Below are 19875 nucleotides of genomic sequence, written 5' to 3' on the forward strand. Positions count from 1 at the left end.
TGGATAGGGGATCGTCACCGTTTGGCAATCTTTCCCGTTCCTGCCGAGGTGGATTGCATTATCCACAGCCGCGTGCCGGGGCTGTGATTCGCTGCGATGCGCTGGAACAATTGACGCCCGTGGTTACCCTGGGCCCGAGGTGGGTTCAGAAAACCACCGGAACATGACCAGGCACACAGGAGCGCGCCGACCGGGGGCGAGGCGCGAGCGGAGGCAGGATGGCTCGCAGGTCGGCCGTGGGACGCGGCCGTGACACCGCCGTAGTCGACGAGACGGCGGCGCCCGGCGGGGCGCTCGCGTCGTCCGTCGACCCGTCGTGGGACCTGCCCGAGCACGACGGGCGCCGCGGCCGGTCCGGCCGCGGCGGCTCGCGGAACGGCGGCTCGCGCGGCGGCGGTCGCTGGGGCGGATCCGGCGGACGCTGGTGGGTGTGGGTCGGGCGCGCCGTGCTGTGGGCGCTGATCATCGTCATCCTCGTCAACGGCGTCCGCGCCCCGTTCGAGCGCTTCACCGCCGACGACCCCTCCGGCGGCGCGGCGACCGCGTCCAGGCCGCCGAAGAACGCCGGATTCCCCAGCAGTGCCGCGGGCGCGTTCGCCCTCCAGTTCGCCAACGTCTATCTCAACTTCGACCAGAAGGCCGCCCCCGCCCGCGAGGCGCAATTGCGCACCTTCCTGCCCGACGGCGCCGACGCCCAATTCGGCTGGAACGGTGTCGGGAGGATGCAGGTGCAGTCCGTCCAGGTCGCCGGAGTGGACGCCCGCGACGCGAACAACGCGACCGTGACGCTGCTCGCCCGCACCGCCGACCGGTGGCTGCGGCTCGCCGTTCCCGTGTACGCCGACAAGAGCGGCTCCCTGGTCGTGTCAGCCCGTCCCGCCCTGCTTCCCCCGCCGGCCAAGGCGCAGCTTCCCCAGGACGGCGTCCAAGACCGCGACAGCGCGCTCGAAAACGAGCTCCAGCCCTTCCTCGGCACCTTCTTCCAGGAGTACGCGACCGGCAATCAGGCGGCCCTGTCCCGCTTCTCCGACGGGACGACCATCGCCGGTCTCGCCAATTCCGTCACGTTCGTGCAGGTCAAGGAGGTCATAGCGCCGAAGGGTCCCGAGGGCGGGCGCACCGTCACCGCGACGGTGGTGTGGCAGCCCGCCGGGGGCGGCGGCGGTGAGCTGGAGCAGACCTACCAGCTCGCGATGGTCAAGAAGGGCACGACCTGGCTCGTGCGCAGCATTCGCGGCACCACGGAACCGAACGCGTCATGAGAGGCCGCGAATTGAACAACCCAACCCCCGAATCAGCCGACCAAGGAAGGTAGTCAGTCGATGCTGCATCACCTCATGGCGTCGATTCCGCACGAAATCCTGGCGGCGCCCGACGACGAACTCAAGACCGACCAGCTCGCCGACTGGCTCCGCCAGATATTCGGTCCGCTGTTCCTCGTGATCGTCTCCATTGTGGCGATCTTCTTCCTGTTCACCCGCGAGATCACGCGTTTCGTCCAATTCATCGTGCTGGCGATCGGAATCGGAGTGGTCTTCTACGTGCCCAACATCATCGAGACCACGGCCAAGGCGATAGCCAAGGCCCTCGGCGTGGACGTCTCCTGACCCGAGGGAGGCACGGCGCTCGCAGTTAGGGGAGCAGGGGCGTGGATCTACCCACGTACACGAACATCTGGCGCATCGAGAAGCGGCTCTACAAGCTGTACGACCTGCGGCTGCCCATGCCGCTGCCGCTGGTCCAGATCGGCGTGTTCCTGGGCGTGTTCGTGCCCTGGATCCTGCTGCTCAGGCTCATCGGCGTCCCGTTCGAGTCGCCGTGGCACGTCCTGTACATCGTCCCGCCCGGCGTCCTGACCTGGCTGGCGACGCGCCCGGTGATCGAGGGCAAGCGCCTCACCGAACTGCTGCTCTCGCAGAGCCGCTACCTCGCCGAGCCGCGCACCTGGTGCCGCCTCACCCCGATCCGCGAACCCCGCGAAGTGGTGATCGTCGCCCGGGTCTGGCGCCGCGCCGAGGCCCCCGTCCCGGTCGCCGCGGGGGAGCGGGCCGCGATCAAGTCCCGGCGCAAGCGCGGGCAAGAGGCCGAACCGACCCCCCTTCCGGCCCGCATGCCCCGCCCCTCGGCCGCCGCGGCACCCCCGCACCTGGACGAGTACGCCGCGGCCGCCGACCCCACCGCGGCCGCCGACCCCGTCGCGGTGCCCGAACCCGTCGCGCCCCGCAAACCCTGGCGCCGTACCAGCCGCGACATCTCCCACGAGGACGATGTCCTCCCGATCCCGGCCGCCGACCTGGAACATCCCCCGGCGACCCCCTTGCTGGAGACACCGGCGCCCGGCTCCGGCAAGCGTGCCCTCGCCTCCGGCGTCCGCCGCCCCGGCGCCCCGGCCGAGATCTGGCGGGCCGCCCCGCCCACCCCTCCCGACATCCGCAGAACCGCGGAGGAAATAGCGAACGGCCCCCGGCCCGTCACCGACGCGGGCACACCGGCCGCCGCCCGTGAGACGGCGCCTTCGGCGCCGTCCACCGCGGCCGACCCCGGCGCCCCGGGGCGGGGGGGCGCACAGCGCCCGCAGACGCCCGGGGAGCAGCCCGGCACCCAGGTGGCCGGCCCCGCATCGGCCGGGGACACCGGGCGGGCGCGGCCGGGTGAGCCGCATCCGCCCGAGCCGCCGCACGCTGCGCCGCGGCCGCCGGGAGCCGCGGGCGATCCGGCCGATGCCCGCGTGGCCGGTCCTGCGGCTGCGGGCCCGGCGCCGCAGGGTGCGGAGTCCGAGCGTGCGCCTGCGGGTGAGGCCCGGCAGGACGTCGCGCAGCGGTGGCCCGGACCTCCGGGCGTGCCGTTCCAAGGCCGGATTCCCGGGCGCGCGCATCCGAGCGGGCAGCAGGGTGCTGCGTCGGAGCCGCGTACACCCGCTGACGCTCCGGTCGCCGGGCGTGAGGCCGCGACCGAAGTGCCCGGTGGGGCACGGCAGGACGTGCCGCGGCGGCAGACGGGGGCGCCCGGTGAGCCCGTCCAGGGGCGGGTGCCCGAGCGTGCGGCCGATGGCCGGGGTAACGGGGAGGCCGGAGACAAGAAGGTCGCCGGGGCGAGGACCCCGGCGCCGCCTCCGTGGGTGCGGCCGCCCGTGACGCGGCCCGATGTCCCCATGGTGCCCGGGGCCTTCGGGACCCAGCCGCCCCAGCCGCCCGCACCGCGGCGGGAGCCGCCCAAGCCCTGGTCGGAAGGGCTGGCCAGGCCGCGGCCCGCGGCCGACGAGCCCGTCCGGCCCGCCGCACCGCAGCCACCCGCCACGCCCCAACCGCCAGCCGTGCCGCAGCCACCCGCCGTGCCGCAGCCGGCGGCCGAGCAGGCGCCGCCGCGGGACGTGCGGTCGCAGCCGGCGTCACCCGTGCGGCCGCGGCCGTTGCCGCCGCCGCCGGCACCACCGCCGTCCGGGCCGGCGATCACGCCGCCCGGGCCTGAGCACGAGGTCACCACCGGCGGGCTGCGGCGGCTCATCCACGCCGTCGGCGGCGGGCACGGTGAGGCCGACGCCGAATACCAGCAGCGGCTGCAACAGCCGTTCCACGGGACGCGGCATGTGGTGGTGCTCGGGTGCACGGGTGGGGCGGGCCAGACCGTCACGGCGTTGATGCTCGGGCACACGTTCGCGCAGCACAACGGGGAGCCGGTCGTCGCGATCGACGTGAATCCGGGGCCCGGTGCGCTGGCGCGCAGGACGCGGAGCGAGACCAACGAGACGCTCACCGGGCTCATCACGCGCGCCGACCAGGTCGGCAGCCTGACCGCGATGCGCCGGTACACCTCGCAGGCCAAGTCCGGGCTCGACGTCATTGCGGCGGGCAAGAACCCGCTGCAGGCGCTCGACGACAGGGACTACGCCCTCGCGATCCGGACCATCGACAAGTTCTACTCGGTGACGCTGCTGGACGCGGCGGCGGCCGTGGTCGCGCGCGTCCTGCCGTACGCCGACCAGATCGTGCTGGTCGCGCCGGCCAGTTCGGACGCGCCGCGCGCGGTCGCGATGACGTTCGAGTGGCTGGACGGTCACGGATACGAGGAACTGCGGTCCCGCGCGGTGACCGTCATCAACGGGGTGAGCCGCCGCAGCATGGACGATGTCGAGCAGGCCGAGGCCGTGGCGCGGGGGCGCTGCCGGGCGCTGGTGCGCATCCCATGGGATGATCACCTGAGCATGGATCGCGCGCCCCGCAACGAGCTGAAGTCGTTGCGCACGCCGACGCGGCGTGCCTATCTCGCCCTCGCCGGTGTGGTCGCCGGCGGGTTCACCGTCGTGCCCGAGCGTTACCAGGAGCTTCAGCAGGAGCAGGAGGCCACCCGATGAGCGCCCCTCGCGGGCATCGAGCGGAGACCCAAGTGAACCGGGCACCCCTGGCGGATGGGCTTGACGTTCATGACCGTCCGGACCGCAAAGACTCTCCCCGGCAGTCCTGCGCGGCGGCCCGTCCGACGGGAGAATCTCCACCGGGCGGCCGTGTCCGCCGGGATGACGGGCACTCGCTGGTCGGGAGGGCGGCATGAGCAAGTCCAGTCGGCTGGCCGTCCGGTACTTCGACGACCGCGTGCTGCTCACCGACAGCGCGGCCTGGGCGTACTTCCGGCTGCCCACGGTGTCGTACGAGTTCACCACCGGTGAGGAGCGCGAGGCGCTCGCCACCAACATCACCATCGCGCTGGCGGGCATCCGGATGCAGGACGCCGAGGTGCACCTGCGGATCGCGCACCGGACGTACCCGGCGGCGGAATGGGCGCTCGCCTTGGACCGGACGTCCGACGGCGGGCCCGGATGGCGGGAGTACCTGGAGGAGACCTACGCGCACGTGTGGGCGAAGGACTTCTGGACCAAGGAGGTCTACCTCGGGGTGCGGCTCGGGCCGCGCGGCATGGGCGCGCACCTGTCGGGCGGTGTCCTGTCGCAGTTGCTGGGCTTCTACAGGCGCAGCGAGAACGTGCTCGGCGTCCACGACGACGCGATCGACAAGAAGGAGATCGCGCGCTGGACGGAGCAGGCCGAGCGGATCGGGCGCGCGCTCGGCGGGTCGGCCCTGTACGCCAGGCACGCCACCTCCACGGAGGTGGCATGGCTGTTCCAGCACGCGGTGACGGGGTCGCTGGCCGATCCGCCGCCGTCGGCCGTCCCGCGCAGGACGTGGGGCAAGGGCGAGATCGAGTCGCTGGTCGAGGGCGCCATCCACAACGGGCGCTCGTATCTGCGGATCGAGCAGCCCAACTTCACAGGTGCGGGCGGCGGCGCCACGGCCGCGTCGTATGTCGCGTACCTGTCGTTCGCCCGGTTCCCGGACATGATGCCGTTCCCCGACGGGGAGCCCTGGTTCCACTACGCCGACGCGCTGCCGTTCCCGGTGGAGATCAGCGCGCGGATGAAGCTGATCTCGCCGGCGAAGGCGTCCAAGGACGTCTCGCGGAAGCTGGCGCACGCCCGCGACATGGACCAGCACATCCGGGAGGCCGGCGCGGAGGCGCCGATCGCGCTCGCGGAGCAGATCGACGCGGCGCGGATGCTGGAGCACGGCATCACCAAGGAGCGGCTGCCGTTCGTGTACGGGTGGCATCGGCTGATCGTGTCCGCGCCGACCGAGGAACTCCTCGCCCAGCGGGTGGACGCCGTCGTCGAGCACTACCGCGACATCGGCATCGACGTCGTCAACTCGACCGGCGACCAGTTCTCGCTGTTCCTGGAGTCGCTGCCCGGTGACCAGATCCGGCTCAACGCCTACGCGCAGCGCCAGCCGCTGCGGACGATCGCGGGCGGCATGCCGACCGCGACCGTCGACCTCGGCGACCGCCCGGCCGACAACGAGGAGGGCTGGATCGGCCCCTACATCGGCGAGACGCTCGGCCGGGCCCGGTCCATCGTCCACTTCGACCCGCTCGTCGCCGCGGCCCGCAACCGGCCGACCGCGGTGGCGATCACCGGCGAGCCCGGCGGCGGGAAGACCACGCTCGCGCTGCTGCTGATCTACCAGATGGCGCTGCGCGGCGTGACGATCGCGGCGATCGACCCGAAGGGCGACGCCGAGTCGCTCGTCGAGCTGCTGAGGGCGCGTGGCCGCAAGGCGCGCGTGCTGCCGCTCGGCTCGGCGGCGCCCGGCCTGCTCGACCCGTTCTCGTTCGGCGACGACCTCGCCACGATGAAGACGATGGCGACCGAGACGCTGCGGCTGCTGCTGCCGCGGATGTCGGAGGAACGCGAGTCCGCGATGATCCAGGCGGTCGGCGCGGTCGCCAACGGCGAGCGGCCCTCGCTCGGACGCGTGGTCGACCACCTGGAGAGCGCGGACGATCCCGCGTCCAAGAACCTCGGTGCGGTGCTCCGCTCCATGTCGGAGATGCGGCTCGCGCGGCTGTGCTTCGACCCGTCCGGCGGCGAGCGCATCGACACCGAGGGCTGGACCACCGTGTTCACGCTCGGCGGCCTCACCCTGCCCGACGTCGCGATCTCGCGGGAGGACTACTCCTACGAGCAGCGGCTGTCGGTGGCGCTGATGTACCTGGTGTCGCAGTTCGCGCGGCGGCTCATGCACGGCCTCGACCGGCGGCTGCCGAAGGCCATCTTCCTGGACGAGGCGTGGGCCATCACCTCGACACCCGAGGGCGCGAAACTGGTGCCGGAGGTGTCCCGTATGGGACGCTCCCGTAACACCGCACTGATCCTGGTCTCCCAGAACGCGGGGGACCTGTTGAACGAACAGGTGACGAACTGCCTGTCGTCGGTGTTCTCGTTCCGTTCCACCGAACGGGTCGAGGTCGGCAACGTCATGTCGCTTCTCGGGGTGGAGACGTCCGACGAGCACAAGGCCGTGCTGCGCAACCTCGGCAACGGCGAATGCATCTTCCGTGACCTCGACGGCCGAGCGGGGCGCATCGGCGTCGACCTGATCTCCGAGGAACTGCAGCGTTGGCTGGACACCAACCCGACCCGGTCACGTCCGGGCCCGTCCGAACTCACCACCGCGGGGGCCGAGGTCGAGGAGGTCAGTCGATGAAGGCTCCCCGCCACGGGACGGCGCGCCTGCAGCGTTCGCCCGGGGAAGGGCTCGACCGCGCGGTCCTCGACCGCCCGGGGCGCCGCCGGTGGCGGCCCCGCCCGCGCACCCGCCGCCCGGTCCTCGTCATGCTGGTGGCGGCCCTGTTCATGGTCGTGCTGTCCCCGATGGCGAGCGCGAACCCCATCTTCCCGTCGCCCAACGACGCGTGCCGTCCCGCGGACACACCGCCGCCGGAGCAGTACGGGTCGGGGACGGACGGCATGATCAAGCCGCCCGACTACCCGAACGAGAAACTGCAGAAGACGCCCGTCGAACGGCTGACGTACTACGACCGGTACGGCACCGCCGGTCAGACCTGGTACGCGGTCGACATGGGCTGCTCGGACGCGATGGCGCTCATGGGCAACGCCCTCGCCAACACCACGTTCACCGTCGTCCGGGCGGTCGACCGGACGACGATCAGCGTGTACCAGGCGGCCGCGTCCGACTCGCTGCTCGGCTGGCTGAAGGACACGGTCGACGGCGTCATCAGCGACATCGGCAAGACGTTCAACGCGCGCTACTGGTCGTGGGTCGTCATCCTCGGTGCGATGTGGCTCGCCTGGTGGGGGCTGGTCCGCAAGCGGGCGAGCAAGGTCACCGAGGGCGTGATCTGGATGGTCGCCGCGATGGTGGCGCTGATCTGGCTGATCGCGCGGCCCGCGGACTTCACCACGCTCGGGACGAAGACGTCCGAGGCGACCAGCGTCGCGTTCAATGCGGCACTGCCGCAGAGCGACACCAAGGGTGGGGCATGCATCCCCAGACCGGACGGCAAACCCGATCCGGCGACGTCGCAGAACCTGGACGCGACGACCCGCAACGCCAACGGGCTGTGGGTGGCGCTGGTCTGCAAGCCGTGGCTGCAGGGCGAGTTCGGCACCACCGACCCCAACGCCAAGATCGTCAAGGAGAACGCCGACAAGCTGCTGTGGTCGCAGGCGGTCGATCTCCCGGAGACGTACGGCACCAACAAGGTCGATCTGGGCAAGAAGGCCGACGCCTACAAGGACGTCACGAAGAACATCAAGGACAACCACCCGCAGACCTACGCGCTGTTCCAGGGCAAGAACTGGCAGAACCGGCTGGCGGTCGCGTTCGGCGGGCTGTTCGCCGCGCTCGTCGCGGGGCTGCTCATCATGGTCATCGCGATCGCGCTGATCGTCGTGAAGATCGCGTTCCTGCTGCTGCTCGTCGCCGGGCCGATCTTCCTCGGCATCGGGATACATCCCGGCATCGGGCGGGTCATCGCCGTCCGATGGCTCGAACTGCTGCTGTCGATGCTGCTCAAGCAGGCGGCACTGATCGGCGTGCTGTCGCTGCTGCTGTGGGCGTACGGCCTGATCCTCGGCGAGACGCTGCCGTGGGGTCTGCAGGTGCTGCTCATCGCGCTGGTGACGTTCGCGGCCTTCATCTACCGCAAGCCGTTCCAGCACCTGTTCTCCGCCGTCGGCTACTCGGCGGTCGGGTCGCGGGAGAAGAGCGAGGCGCACCTCGACAAGTCGGTCGCGGAGGCGCGCAGGAGCACGGCCGGGGTCGCGGGCGCGGTCGTGCCCGGTGCGGCCGGCTACCGGCTGGCCCGCCGGGCGAAGCGCGAGGCGACCTCCGAGGGCGTCGGAGCCGGGGCCCAGGGCGATGGGTCGCCCGGCACCGCGGTCGCCGGCGCCGACCGGCGAGCGGCCGGGGCCGGGGAGGGCCCGTCGCCGGAGGAGGCGCCGGTGCTTGCGGCGAAACCGCGCGGCGCGGGTGCCGTGGCGGCCTCGCAGGGACGGGCCCGGCGGGGCGCACCGCCGCTGAACCTGCCGTCCCGCGCGGGCGGGCTCGGCGACCGCCGGACGGACGGCGGCGCGGCGGCGACGACCCGGCCGGGCGGTGTGTCCGGCGCGCCGGTGGCGAAGGGCGGCGGCGCGGACAGCGGCGCGGCGGCCGGCGGCGGGAAGCCATCGTCCGGCACGGGCTCCGGCACGGGCACGGTGCGGCCGTCCTCCTGGACGGGCCGCGGCGGCTCCGGCGGAGGCGGCGTCACCAATGGCGGCGGCTCGGGCGGCAGCGGCGGCTCGGGCGGCGGTAACGGGAAGGGCGGCGGCAACGGCTCCGGCGGGGGCGGCGGCTGGCTCAGCGGCGGCGGACGTTCGTCCGGCTCGGCCGGGCGCGGCCGTGGCCGCGCGGGCGGCGGCTCCAGCGGTTCGGGCGGCAGCGGTGGTTCGGGCGGTGGGTCCGGTGCCGGGGCGCCCGCCGGGAACGTCCCCAGGCAGCGTGACGGCGCGGGCGGCGGCCCGTCCAGCGGCGAACCGCCGGCCCAGGGGCCGGGTGGGCGGCAGCAGCCGCCGCCGCTGTGGGACAGGCGCGGTTCCGAGGCGGGCCCGCCGATCCCGTTCTGGCTGCGTCCGGTGGAACGCCCGTCCGGGGAGCCGGAACGGGACGAATGATGAATCTGGACGACCGGCGGCGCAAGCTGCTGTTCGCGGGCCTCGTGGTGGTGCTGGCCGTCGTCGGCATCTATCTCACGGTCGCCGCACCCGAGCACGAGACGGACCGGCCGGACGCGCGTCCGAGCGCCGCGCCCACGCCGACCGGTCCGGCGTCCCCGCCCCCCGGGATCCAGAACGCCGTGAACCCCGGCGATTTCGACATCTACCGGCTGCTGCCGTTCTCCCGGCAGGAGTTCGCCACGGCCGCGGATCTGGCTCAGCGGTTCGTCGCCGCCTACGGGACGTACCGCTACGACGAGACCCCCGAGACCTACACGGGACGGCTGTCCGGTCTCGCCACCGACGAGCTGGCGCGGCGGCTCGGCGGGGACGCGGCGACGCCCGGCCTGCTGGAGGAGCGCCGCCGGGAACAGGTCGTCGCCCAGGGGTCGGCGTCGCTCGACCAGGTCCGCGACATCGAGAACAACTCGATCATCTTCCTGGTGACGGGCCGGCAGCAGCTCACCAGGAGCGGCAAGGAGAGCAGCGACAGCAAGCAGTACGCGGTGACGGTGGCGCGGGACGGCGGCTCGCTGAAGGTGTACTCGTTCCAGCCCTCGGACGCCGGTCAGGCGGGTGACACCGGATGAGCCCGCGCCGCTTGCTGTTCGCCGGCGGCCTCGGTGTCGCCGCGACCCTGTTCGTCGCCCTGGTGTTCGTCCCGATCCTGTTCGGCGCGAGCCAGTTCATGTTCGGCGGCGGGGTCGGCGGTGCCGCCGGCTGCGTGGACGTCGCCGACGCGGGCGTGCAACCCGCGGCGGCGGACGACGCCAAGGCGGTCCCCGCGAACTACCTGGCGCTCTATCAGGACGCGGGGAAGAAGTACGGCATCCCATGGAACGTCCTGGCCGGTATCGGCAAGGTGGAGACCGACCACGGCCGGTCGAAGCTGCCCGGCGTCAGCAGCGGGGAGAACTACGCGGGCGCGGGCGGGCCGATGCAGTTCCTGGCCGCGACGTTCAAGGAGTTCGCGGTCGACGGGAACAAGGACGGCAAGAAGGACCGCTACGACCCGCGGGACGCGATCCCCACGGCCGCCGCGTACCTCAAGCACAACGGCGCCCCGGAGCGGATGAAGACCGCGATCTTCCAGTACAACCACTCGTGGGACTACGTGAACCTCGTCCTCGACTGGGCGAAGCGCTACGTCGGCGGCGACTTCAAGGTCGTCCAGGCGAACGGCGTCAACTGCGAGGACAACGAGCTGCCCCCGAACGTCGGCGGCCTGGTCCAGAAGATCATCGAGTTCGCGCTGGCGCAGCGCGGCAAGCCGTACGTGTTCGGCGCGACCGGGCCGGACGCGTGGGACTGCTCCAGCCTGCTCCAGGCCGCCTACCGGCAGGCGGGCCTGGACATCCCGCGCACGACGTTCGAGCAGTGGCCGTTCGGCGTGAAGATCGCCAAGGGCAGGGAGCTGCCCGGCGACCTGGTGTTCTTCAACTCAGGTCCGGGGACGTCGACGAACAGTCCCGGCCATGTCGGCATGGTCATCGGCAGGGGCAAGATGATCGTGGCGAGCTGCTCGACGTGCGTGCCCGCGATCGGCGTGAAGACCTACAAGCGGTCGGACTGGGTGGGGACGACCCGTCCGCTGGCCCGGCCCGACTTCAGGAAGAAGGTCGGCGAGCTGGCCGTCCGGCAGCCGGGGAACTGATCACCGGAACCGGCGGATGATCCGGCGAGGATCGTCGTCGGCGCGTGGCATGCTGATCGGCGTGGAGTCCGAGATTACGATCCGCGTCGCCGACGAGTTGCTGATGTTCCTGCCCGCCACGAGGCGGGACACCGCGAACCGGGTGCCCTACGACGGGACGTCGACGCTGGGACATATCGTGGAGTCGCTCGGCGTGCCGCTGCCGGAGGCCGGGCCGATGTCCATCGGCGGTGAGCCCGCCGGGCCGTCCACCCGGCCGGACGACGGCGACGAGGTGCGCGTGGCGGCGGTGCCGCGTCCGCAGCCCGTCCCGCTGGAGCCGGGCCAGGACGCGCCCCGCTTCCTGCTGGACGTGCACCTCGGCACGCTCGCCCGGCGGATGCGCCTCCTCGGCCTCGACACCGCCTACCACAACGACATGGACGATCCGGCGCTGGTCGCCCAGGCCAATGCGGAACGCCGCGTCCTGCTCACCCAGGACCGCGGGCTCCTGCGCCGCCGCGCGCTGTGGTTCGGCGCGTACGTCCGCGGCTCCCGCCCCGACGACCAGCTCCGCGACCTGCTGAACCGGTTCGCACCCGTCCTGCGGCCGTGGACGCGCTGCACCGCCTGCAACGGGGAACTCGCCCCGGTCGACAAGCAGGAGGTCGAACACGACCTGGAGGCGGGGACGCGCCGCAGCTACGACGCCTACGGCCGGTGCGCGGACTGCGGTCAGGTCTACTGGCGCGGCGCCCACGGCGACCACCTGGAGGAGATCGTCCGGGAGGCGACCGAGCTCGTCGAGGCCGTCCGGGGGAACGGGCGCACCGAAGCCGCGGTGTCGAAGAGATGAGGAGAGGGGCTGGTCGACATCGATCTCGTCGTGGTGGGAGCCGCGATCATCGCGGACGGACGGCTGCTCAGCGCGCAGCGGGCCGAGCCGCCGCACATGGCGGGCGGCTGGGAACTGCCGGGTGGGAAGGTCGATCCGGGCGAGTCGGATGAGGACGCCCTGGTACGCGAGTGCCACGAGGAACTGGCGATCAAGGTGCGGCTCGGCCGCCGGATCGGCGGCGACTGGCGGCTGAGCGAGCGGAGCCTGCTGCGCGTGTGGACGGCGGAGATCGTCGAGGGCGAGCCGCGGGCGCTGGAGCATCTCGCGCTCCGCTGGCTGACTCCGGGTGAGCTTTACGACGTGGCATGGCTGCCCGGTGACCGTCCGGTCATCGACGTCCTCGCCGCGCAGGGCCTCGGCTGAGGAGTGACGGGGGCTTCCTGCCGCGCCGCAGGAAGCCCCCGACGCCTGTGGTCCGCGTGCGGCGGACGGGGGAGCGGGTCAGGAGATGCGGTTGGCGCCCGCGTAGTCGGACCGGTCGGACAGGTTGGAGATTTTCACCACATCGCCGGTCTGCGGTGCGTGCAGGAACTTGCCGCCGCCGAGGTAGATGCCCATGTGGTGGAGGTTGCCGCCGAAGTACACGAGGTCGCCCGAACGCAGCGCGCCGCGCGAGACCTTCGTGCCCAGCGCGAACAGGTCACCGGTGTAGTGCGGCAGGCCGGGCTTGCCGACCTGGGCGTAGGCCCAGACGACGAGGCCGGAGCAGTCGAAGCTGCTCGGCCCGGCGGCGGCCCACACATAGGGGGAGCCGAGCTTGGTGAGCGCCTTGCGCGCCATCTTGGCCGGCAGGTCCGAGCCCTTCACGGTGGCGGTGAGGCCGGTGCGCGGGTCCTTGATGTGGGTGGTGGTCAGCTTGTCGAGCCGCTTCATCACCTCGGTGACCTTGGCCTTGGCCGCCGCGCGGGCGTTCTTGGCGTCCTCCGCGGCCTTCTTGACCTGCGCGGTCCTGGCCTCCGCTTCGCGCTGGGCGGCCTCGGCCTGCTCGATCTGCTTCTGCAGGGCGTGGACGGCGTTGGCCTGGTTCTGCACGAGGTACGCGCTGTCGGACAGCCCGCCCGGGGACCCGGTCGCGCCGAAGATGGTGTCGGGGGCACCGGCCATGTAGTTCGCGGCGGCCATCCGCCCGAGCTGCTCGCGGGCGGGCGCGGCCTGGTCGCGCAGTGTCGCCGCGGTCTTGGCGGCGGCCTGCTGGGCCTTCTGCGCCTTGCCCAGCTCGACGCGGGTCTTGTTGTACTTCTCGGTGAGGATCTCGGCCTCTTCGTTCAGCGCGTCCAGGCTCTTGCGCAGCCCCTGCTCCGTCGTCGGAGTCGGGCTCGGCGTGACCGGGGCCGTGGCGGCGGAGGGCCGGAAGGGAGACGCGGCGTGCGCGGCGACGGGTGCGGTGGCGCCGAGGCCGATCAGGAGCAGGGCGGCCGCGGTGGCGGTGGGTGCAGCGCGTCGCCAGTGGGGTTCCGGTGCCAAGCCGGTGTTCTCCTCTCCTCGGGCGCCTACCGGGTTAGCTGACGGGTTCGGGCCAGGAGTCGCCCTACGACGGGCGCCCTGCGACACGCGTCGATTCACCCCGGGAGTGTGGGTCCCCGGTTCTCCCGGCGAGCGGGAGATTCGGCGTTCCGGTCGCAGCCCCTGGGGGTGGGACTCCGGACGACCGGATCTCGGGCAGATTACAAAGGATGAGCAAAGTATGCGAATCGGGGCCCGTGTGAAGGTCCACGACGGGTGGTGCGCGGCGGCTCGGGATGGGTGGTACGCGGCGGCGCGTAGAATGGAGTGCTGCCGTGTTTCTGCGGCGACTCCCTGAAACCTCACGCAAGGTAACCCGCATGCCCATCTCCACGCGCGACGACCTCCGGAACGTTGCGATCGTCGCCCACGTCGACCACGGAAAGACGACGCTGGTGGACGCCATGCTCTGGCAGTCCGGGGCCTTTCGCGAGAACCAGGACGTCGACGACCGGGTCATGGACTCCAACGACCTGGAGCGCGAGAAGGGCATCACCATTCTCGCGAAGAACACCGCCGTCCGGCACGGCGGGCTGACCGTCAACATCATCGACACGCCGGGCCACGCCGACTTCGGCGGCGAGGTCGAGCGCGGGCTGTCCATGGTGGACGGCGTCGTCCTGCTGGTGGACGCCAGCGAGGGCCCGCTCCCGCAGACCCGGTTCGTGCTGCGCAAGGCGCTCGCCGCGCGGCTGCCGGTGATCCTGGTGGTGAACAAGACCGACCGTCCCGACGCCCGCATCGACGAGGTCGTGGACGAGACGTACGAGCTGTTCATGGACCTCGACGCCGACGAGGACCAGATCGACTTCCCGATCGTGTACGCGTCCGGCCGCGCCGGGCGGGCCTCGCTGGACAAGCCCGCCGACGGCGCCATGCCGGACAGCGCGGACCTGGAGCCGCTGTTCAAGGTCATCACCGAGACGATCCCGGCACCGTCCTACGACCCGGACGCGCCGCTGCAGGCGCACGTGACGAACCTGGACGCCTCCAGCTACCTCGGCCGGATCGCGCTGTGCCGCGTGCACGCCGGGACGATCAAGAAGGGCCAGCAGGTCGCCTGGTGCCGGCACGACGGCAGCATCGAGCGGGTCAAGATCACCGAGCTGCTGATGACCGAGGCGCTCACCCGCAAGCCCGCCGACGAGGCGGGGCCGGGCGACATCATCGCGATCGCCGGCATCCCGGAGATCATGATCGGCGACACCATCGCCGACCCCGACGACCCGCGCCCGCTGCCGCTGATCACCGTGGACGAGCCCGCGATCTCGATGACGATCGGCACCAACACCGGGCCGATGGCCGGTCGCGAGAAGGGCACCAAGGTCACCGCCCGCATGGTCAAGGACCGGCTCGACCGCGAGCTCGTCGGCAACGTCTCGCTCCGGGTGCTGCCGACCGAGCGCCCGGACTCCTGGGAGGTGCAGGGCCGCGGTGAGCTGGCGCTCGCGATCCTGGTCGAGAACATGCGCCGCGAGGGCTACGAGCTGACCGTCGGCAAGCCGCAGGTCGTCACCAAGGACATCGACGGCAGGAAGCACGAGCCGGTCGAGCGGCTCACCGTCGACATCCCCGAGGAGCACCTGGGCGCCGTCACGCAGCTCATGGCGGTCCGCAAGGGCCGCATGGAGCACATGACGAACCACGGCACCGGCTGGGTCCGGATGGAGTTCCTCGTCCCGGCGCGCGGCCTGATCGGGTTCCGTACCGAGTTCATGACGGAGACGCGGGGCACCGGGATGGCGCACCACGTCTTCGAGGACTACGAGCCCTGGTTCGGTGAGCTGCGCACCCGCCCGTCCGGGTCGCTGGTCGCCGACCGCGCCGGTGCCGCCACCGCGTACGCGATCACGAACCTGCAGGAGCGCGGCACGTTCTTCGTCGGGCCGACCACCGAGGTGTACGAGGGCATGATCGTCGGGGAGAACTCCCGCGCCGACGACATGGACGTCAACATCACCAAGGAGAAGAAGCTCACGAACATGCGGTCGTCCACCGGCGACGAGCTGGAGCGGCTCACCCCGCCGCGCATCCTGTCGCTGGAGGAGGCGCTGGAGTTCTGCCGCGAGGACGAGTGCGTCGAGGTGACGCCGTCCGCCGTCCGCATCCGCAAGGTCGTGCTGGACGCCAAGGAGCGCGAGCGCACGCGCGCCCGCACCAAGCGCGCCGCCGGCTGACCCGCCGCGGGCTGACAGGGCACACGAGAAGGGGCGGCCCCGGGGTTCTCAGAACCCCCGGGGCCGCCCCTTTCACGCTCCGGTCACTTCAGCTGGACGGTGCCCGTCACGTCGGCGGCCAGGCGGAGCTGGTCGCCGTCGCGGAGGGGCGCCTCCACACCGCGGGGGAGGCGCTCACCGTTGACGAACGTCCCGTTGGTGGAGCCTTCGTCCCGTACCCAGGCCGTCCCGGACGGGTCGAGCCACACCGTCGAGTGGCGCCGCGACACGTTGTCGTACTGCGTGAACGTGGACGCCACCGGCGACTGGCCCGCGTCCCGGCCGAGCACGAGATGCTGGCCGACGGACACCTTCAGCTCACCCGTGGGGAACTGCACGCGCAGGACGGGGGTGCCCTGCTTCGGCAGGGGACGCAGACAGGAGTCGCACTGGGCGGCTCCCGGGTTGCTCAGCACCGCCTCGCAGTACGGACACATGAACGCCGTGCTGTCGGGGGCGGGACGCTGGCCCTGGTTGTGGTCGGGCGGCAGGAGCGTCGCCTCGCGGCCATGCGGCGGCAGCGGCGGCTGGCCCCCGTGCTGGGGACCTCCGTGCTGGGGACCTCCGTGCTGAGGCGCCCCGTGCGGCGGACCCCCGTGCTGGGGTCCGCCATGCGGGATCTGCCCGTGCTGCTGCTGCGGCGGCGGGCCGAACTGGTGGTCCGCCGGGCCGGGCTGCGGCGCGCCGTACTGGTCCTGCGGCGGCTGGTACTGATCCTGCGGCGGCTGGTACTGATCCTGCGGTGCACCGCCGTACTGGTCCTGGGGCTGGTACTGGTCGCGCGGCTGGTACTGCGGCTCGCGCGGCTGGTACTGGTCCTGCGGCGGCTGGTACTGGTCGGGCGGCGGAGACTGCTGCTGTTGCGGCGCACCCCACTGGTCCTGGGGCTGTTGTTGCGGCGCACCCCACTGATCCTGGGACGGCTGGGGCATCCCCCACGGGTCGGCCGGCTGCTGCTGGTGCATCGGCGGCTGGCCCCCGTGCTGCGGCTGCCCCTGCTGGGGCTGCCCCTGCTGGGGCCCGCCGTGCGGTGGCTGGCCGTACTGCCCGTGCTGGGGCTGGCCGTGCTGGTCCTGCCCCTGGGGCATGGGCGCCCCCCACGCGTCCGGCTGCTGCGGCGCGCCCCACGGGTCCTGCGGCTGCCCGGACGGTCCCGGCTGCTGGTGCTGGGGGCCCTGCTGCCCGTACGGGTCGTGGGACTGCTGCGGTTGCCCGTACTGGGGCTGCCCCTGCTGGGGCTGCCCGTGCGGTGGCTGGCCGTACTGGCCCGGTCCGGGCGGCGGGGACATCCGCGGCGGCTGCTGGTCGTCGTACCCGCCCGGGCCCTGCCGGGGGGCACCGCCACCGCGCGCCAGATTGGCCCCGCAGTTCATGCAGAGCAGATCGTTCGGCTGGTGTGCTTCGTCACAGACAGGACAGTTCAAGGTCGCCATGACACATCCCCCGAGCGCACCCCGGCGCGGTCGAGCCTCGACGTGAGGTGCTCCATATCGCCCCTCCGCGGGATCCCGATGTAGTACACCCGCCTTCCCTCCGGCCCTTCGTCCACGGACACCTGTACTCGGGGCCCTGTTCCTTCTCCAGTCTTCCCGACGCCGGCCAGTGCCCCGTACCGCTCGTGCCCCAGCGGGGACAGCGGCACGACACGCTGGTTGGCCGACCCCCTCCAGAGTAGAGAGCCGTCCCCGGGGTGTCGCCCCCCGGGATTCAGCCGGTCGACGTACGGGCCCGTGATCACGGCATCGCACATGTCCAGGATCTCCCGTGTCTCGCCGCCCCGGGAGAGCCGAGAGTAGACATATCCGCTGTAAACCAATATGTCCACCGCAATCGTCTCACGGCCGGGGGCGTCCCGCCACGCGTGGACACCGCGCAGCAGGGCCGCCAGCGCGGCCGGCTGCTGGAACGGCTCACCACCGGAAATGGTCACTCCGTCCACCGGTCCCGGCAGGGACGCGAGCCATCCTAGGACCGTTTCAACGGGCACCGCGCGGCGCGGGTCGGCGTCCCAGGTGTCCCTGGACAGGCAGCCGTGACAGTGCAGCGTGCAGCCCTGCGTCCAGATGCCCGCGCGGGTCCCGGGGCCGAGTGTGGTCACCGGGTAGTGCGCCTTGGCGAGCAGCAGCGTCTCCCCGGTCACTGGAGGTCCAGATGGACGATGCTTCCCTCACGGCGGATGCCGGTGACGGTGACCTTCTCGTCCGAGACGAGCTCCCGGTCGAACAGCGCGCGCGCCAGCGGATTGACGAAATGCGACTCCAGCGCCATCCCGATGCCGCGTCCGCCCTTGTCCAGCTCCTCCGTGCACCACTCGCGCAGCGTCTCCAGCGCGTTCCCCTTCACGGCGAGGACGAGCCGGTGCTCCTCGGTGACCCGGCGGCAGATGTTCGCGAACTGCAGGTCGAATATCTTGTGCGCGGCCTCGGCGGAGATGAAGTCGAACACGACGATGTTGTCGCCGAACCGGTTGAGCAGCTCGGGCCGGTTCAGAACCTCGGTGAAATGGTCGGCGACCGCGCTCTTGATGCGCTGCTCGACCTCGTCGTACGACATTCCCGGTGTGATGTTCTGCACACGGTCGGGCGCCCCGTACGGGGACGCGTCACGAGTGGTCAGGTCGCGGCCCGGGACGTACATCCCGAGGTTCGAGGTGAAGATCAGGATCGCCTCGGAGAAGTGGACGGTGTTGCCGCGCCCGTCGGTGAGCCGGCCGTCCTCCAGGATCTGCAGGAACTTGTCCAGGATGCGCGGGTGCGCCTTCTCGATCTCGTCGAAGAGGATCACCCGGAAGGGGTCCTCGCGGACGGCGTTGGTCAGCTCCCCGCCCGCCTCGTGGCCCACGTACCCGGGCGGCGACCCGATCAGCCGGTCGCCGGACCCCTCGCCGGAGAACTCGCTCATGTCGAAGCGCAGGTAGGCGGACTCGTCCCCGAACACCAGCTCGGTGATCGCCTTCGCCAGCTCGGTCTTGCCGGTGCCGGTCGGGCCGGCGAAGAACAGCACGCCGCGCGGCCGGCTGCCGGACCGGGTCGCCTGCGCGCCCGACAGCCCGAGCACCGCCCGCTTGAGGATGTCGAGGGTCTTGGTGACGGCCTGCGGCTGCCCGATCACCCGCTCCGGGACGCGCTTCTCCCCGTCCAGCACCCGGCGCCGCAGATGACCGCGGCTCCACGGGTTGTCGAGCACGCCGAGCTTGTAGGTGCGGACGGCGTCGGGCAGGTCGGCGAGATCGACGCCCCGCTCCTTCGCCAGCCGGGTCACCTCGATCATCGACTGCAGGGTGAGCCCGTCGGCCTGCTCGGCGAACGCGTCGCACGCCGCCGCCGCGACCTCGTCGGTCTCGACGTCGGTGACCCCGAACGCGCGGGCCAGCAGCCGCGCCGTCTCCTGCCGGTCGCCCAGATGCGGCCGCGGGATCGTGATCTCGCGGACGTTCTCGTTGTCGGTGGTCAGCCACGGGGGCAGGTCGCCCGGCCGCTCCACCAGCCACAGGATCGGGTTGTAGAGCGGCTTCGGCCGCGGCCCCGTCACCCGGACGGGCCGGGCGGTGCGCGACAGCTTCGCGCAGAACCGGAAGAAGTCGCGCTCGGCCGGCTCCAGATCGGTCGGGGTGCGGGCGATCCGCGACGCCGAGTCGATCACGAACGCGGCGCGGATGTCCTCCTTCGGCCGGGCGACCGCGGCCAGGTGCCGGGTCAGCCCCTCCAGCGACGGCTTCTCCTCCGCCTTGATCTTGCCGAGCAGCCGCTCGGCCGCCCGCGTGGACTCCTCGTCCCCGGCGCCCCCGGAAATGATCTGCAGCCCGTCCACCGGGTCGTAGACGGCCATGAAGGACGCGCCGCTGGTGCGCAGCGTCTCCCAGAGCAGCGCGCGCAGCGGCAGCAGCCCCGCGGGCCCGCCGTCCGCCTGCGGGGTCAGGAAGCTGTCGTACAGGTTCCCCGACAGGACGTACTGGGAGTGCACCGAAAGGGTCGCGTCCAGCTCGCGGATGAACGGTGGCCACCCCTGCAGCCGTCCTCCGAGCGTCGGCGAATCAATGGTCATGTGGTGCGCTCCGCTCCGTTCACGTGTGCCCCCC

15 protein-coding genes and 1 riboswitch are annotated in these 19875 nt (G+C 72.0%); of the genes, 11 read left to right on the top strand and 4 right to left on the bottom strand.

Annotated elements, in window-relative coordinates:
* Nucleotides 1-218: 218 nt before the first annotated feature.
* From ACQP1N_RS07930 to ACQP1N_RS07970, 9 genes are all read left to right on the top strand, one after another.
* On the top strand, nucleotides 219-1262 hold the full coding sequence (locus ACQP1N_RS07930; protein WP_067798889.1) for a conjugal transfer protein: 1044 nt from the start codon (nucleotides 219-221) through the stop codon (nucleotides 1260-1262).
* Between the two features lie 60 nt (nucleotides 1263-1322).
* Nucleotides 1323-1607 carry a hypothetical protein gene (locus ACQP1N_RS07935; protein ID WP_067798886.1) on the top strand — a complete coding sequence of 95 codons (285 nt, stop codon included), beginning with the start codon at nucleotides 1323-1325 and terminating at the stop codon, nucleotides 1605-1607.
* A 41-nt stretch (nucleotides 1608-1648) separates the two neighbouring features.
* Nucleotides 1649-4351 carry a TcpE family conjugal transfer membrane protein gene (locus ACQP1N_RS07940; protein WP_433230069.1) on the top strand — a complete coding sequence of 901 codons (2703 nt, stop codon included), beginning with the start codon at nucleotides 1649-1651 and terminating at the stop codon, nucleotides 4349-4351.
* 193 nt (nucleotides 4352-4544) lie between these two features.
* The gene (locus ACQP1N_RS07945) at nucleotides 4545-7034 is read left to right on the top strand and encodes an ATP-binding protein (protein WP_433230072.1); all 2490 of its coding nucleotides are present in this window, start codon (nucleotides 4545-4547) and stop codon (nucleotides 7032-7034) included.
* The gene (locus ACQP1N_RS07950; protein ID WP_433230075.1) at nucleotides 7031-9505 is read left to right on the top strand and encodes a type IV secretion system protein; all 2475 of its coding nucleotides are present in this window, start codon (nucleotides 7031-7033) and stop codon (nucleotides 9503-9505) included. The genes ACQP1N_RS07945 and ACQP1N_RS07950 overlap by 4 nt, the downstream gene beginning before the upstream one ends.
* Nucleotides 9502-10137 (top strand): hypothetical protein, encoded by a 636-nt coding sequence (locus ACQP1N_RS07955; RefSeq protein WP_242608808.1) that lies wholly within the window; start codon nucleotides 9502-9504, stop codon nucleotides 10135-10137. The genes ACQP1N_RS07950 and ACQP1N_RS07955 overlap by 4 nt, the downstream gene beginning before the upstream one ends.
* A complete protein-coding gene (locus ACQP1N_RS07960; protein WP_067803398.1) occupies nucleotides 10134-11201 on the top strand; it encodes an NlpC/P60 family protein in 1068 nt (355 codons plus the stop codon). The genes ACQP1N_RS07955 and ACQP1N_RS07960 overlap by 4 nt, the downstream gene beginning before the upstream one ends.
* Before the next feature lie 49 nt (nucleotides 11202-11250).
* A complete protein-coding gene (locus ACQP1N_RS07965; protein ID WP_433230080.1) occupies nucleotides 11251-12036 on the top strand; it encodes a Mut7-C RNAse domain-containing protein in 786 nt (261 codons plus the stop codon).
* 33 nt (nucleotides 12037-12069) lie between these two features.
* Complete coding sequence (locus ACQP1N_RS07970; protein ID WP_306451814.1) at nucleotides 12070-12441, top strand: (deoxy)nucleoside triphosphate pyrophosphohydrolase; 372 nt, start codon at nucleotides 12070-12072, stop codon at nucleotides 12439-12441.
* Nucleotides 12442-12519: 78 nt separating this feature from the next.
* Here ACQP1N_RS07970 and ACQP1N_RS07975 read toward each other — a convergent pair whose 3' ends face one another.
* A complete protein-coding gene (locus ACQP1N_RS07975; RefSeq protein WP_067803392.1) occupies nucleotides 12520-13542 on the bottom strand; it encodes an NlpC/P60 family protein in 1023 nt (340 codons plus the stop codon).
* 7 nt (nucleotides 13543-13549) lie between these two features.
* Nucleotides 13550-13699: riboswitch (cyclic di-AMP (ydaO/yuaA leader) on the bottom strand.
* Nucleotides 13700-13901: 202 nt separating this feature from the next.
* On the opposite strand from ACQP1N_RS07975, the gene typA reads away from it, so the two are divergent.
* Nucleotides 13902-15758, top strand: a complete 1857-nt coding sequence (typA, locus tag ACQP1N_RS07980; protein WP_433230083.1) for a translational GTPase TypA — start codon at nucleotides 13902-13904, stop codon at nucleotides 15756-15758.
* An 83-nt stretch (nucleotides 15759-15841) separates the two neighbouring features.
* Here the strand turns inward: typA and ACQP1N_RS07985 are convergent, their stop codons facing one another.
* A complete protein-coding gene (locus ACQP1N_RS07985; RefSeq protein WP_067803386.1) occupies nucleotides 15842-16213 on the bottom strand; it encodes an FHA domain-containing protein in 372 nt (123 codons plus the stop codon).
* A gap of 93 nt (nucleotides 16214-16306) precedes the next feature.
* On the opposite strand from ACQP1N_RS07985, the gene ACQP1N_RS07990 reads away from it, so the two are divergent.
* On the top strand, nucleotides 16307-17314 hold the full coding sequence (locus ACQP1N_RS07990) for a hypothetical protein (protein WP_433230087.1): 1008 nt from the start codon (nucleotides 16307-16309) through the stop codon (nucleotides 17312-17314).
* Here the strand turns inward: ACQP1N_RS07990 and ACQP1N_RS07995 are convergent.
* Nucleotides 17218-17937, bottom strand: a complete 720-nt coding sequence (locus ACQP1N_RS07995; protein WP_084263256.1) for a 4Fe-4S single cluster domain-containing protein — start codon at nucleotides 17935-17937, stop codon at nucleotides 17218-17220. The two genes, ACQP1N_RS07990 and ACQP1N_RS07995, sit on opposite strands and share 97 nt — an antisense overlap.
* Complete coding sequence (locus ACQP1N_RS08000) at nucleotides 17934-19841, bottom strand: AAA family ATPase (protein WP_067803380.1); 1908 nt, start codon at nucleotides 19839-19841, stop codon at nucleotides 17934-17936. The genes ACQP1N_RS07995 and ACQP1N_RS08000 overlap by 4 nt, the downstream gene beginning before the upstream one ends.
* Between the last annotated feature and the right edge of the window lie 34 nt (nucleotides 19842-19875).

This window comes from Actinomadura formosensis (assembly GCF_050948385.1).
Classification (GTDB): domain Bacteria; phylum Actinomycetota; class Actinomycetes; order Streptosporangiales; family Streptosporangiaceae; genus Spirillospora; species Spirillospora formosensis.

What these genes read in the sequence shown, in the direction of transcription:
- ACQP1N_RS07930 (WP_067798889.1), top strand. Translation starts at nt 219, where the DNA reads ATGGCTCGCAGGTCGGCCGTGGGACGCGGCCGTGACACCGCCGTAGTC.
- ACQP1N_RS07935 (WP_067798886.1), top strand. Translation starts at nt 1,323, where the DNA reads ATGCTGCATCACCTCATGGCGTCGATTCCGCACGAAATCCTGGCGGCG.
- ACQP1N_RS07945 (WP_433230072.1), top strand. Translation starts at nt 4,545, where the DNA reads ATGAGCAAGTCCAGTCGGCTGGCCGTCCGGTACTTCGACGACCGCGTG.
- ACQP1N_RS07950 (WP_433230075.1), top strand. Translation starts at nt 7,031, where the DNA reads ATGAAGGCTCCCCGCCACGGGACGGCGCGCCTGCAGCGTTCGCCCGGG.
- ACQP1N_RS07955 (WP_242608808.1), top strand. Translation starts at nt 9,502, where the DNA reads ATGATGAATCTGGACGACCGGCGGCGCAAGCTGCTGTTCGCGGGCCTC.
- ACQP1N_RS07960 (WP_067803398.1), top strand. Translation starts at nt 10,134, where the DNA reads ATGAGCCCGCGCCGCTTGCTGTTCGCCGGCGGCCTCGGTGTCGCCGCG.
- ACQP1N_RS07965 (WP_433230080.1), top strand. Translation starts at nt 11,251, where the DNA reads ATGCTGATCGGCGTGGAGTCCGAGATTACGATCCGCGTCGCCGACGAG.
- typA (WP_433230083.1), top strand. Translation starts at nt 13,902, where the DNA reads ATGCCCATCTCCACGCGCGACGACCTCCGGAACGTTGCGATCGTCGCC.
- ACQP1N_RS07990 (WP_433230087.1), top strand. Translation starts at nt 16,307, where the DNA reads ATGCGGCGGCAGCGGCGGCTGGCCCCCGTGCTGGGGACCTCCGTGCTG.
- ACQP1N_RS08000 (WP_067803380.1), bottom strand. Translation starts at nt 19,841, where the DNA reads ATGACCATTGATTCGCCGACGCTCGGAGGACGGCTGCAGGGGTGGCCA.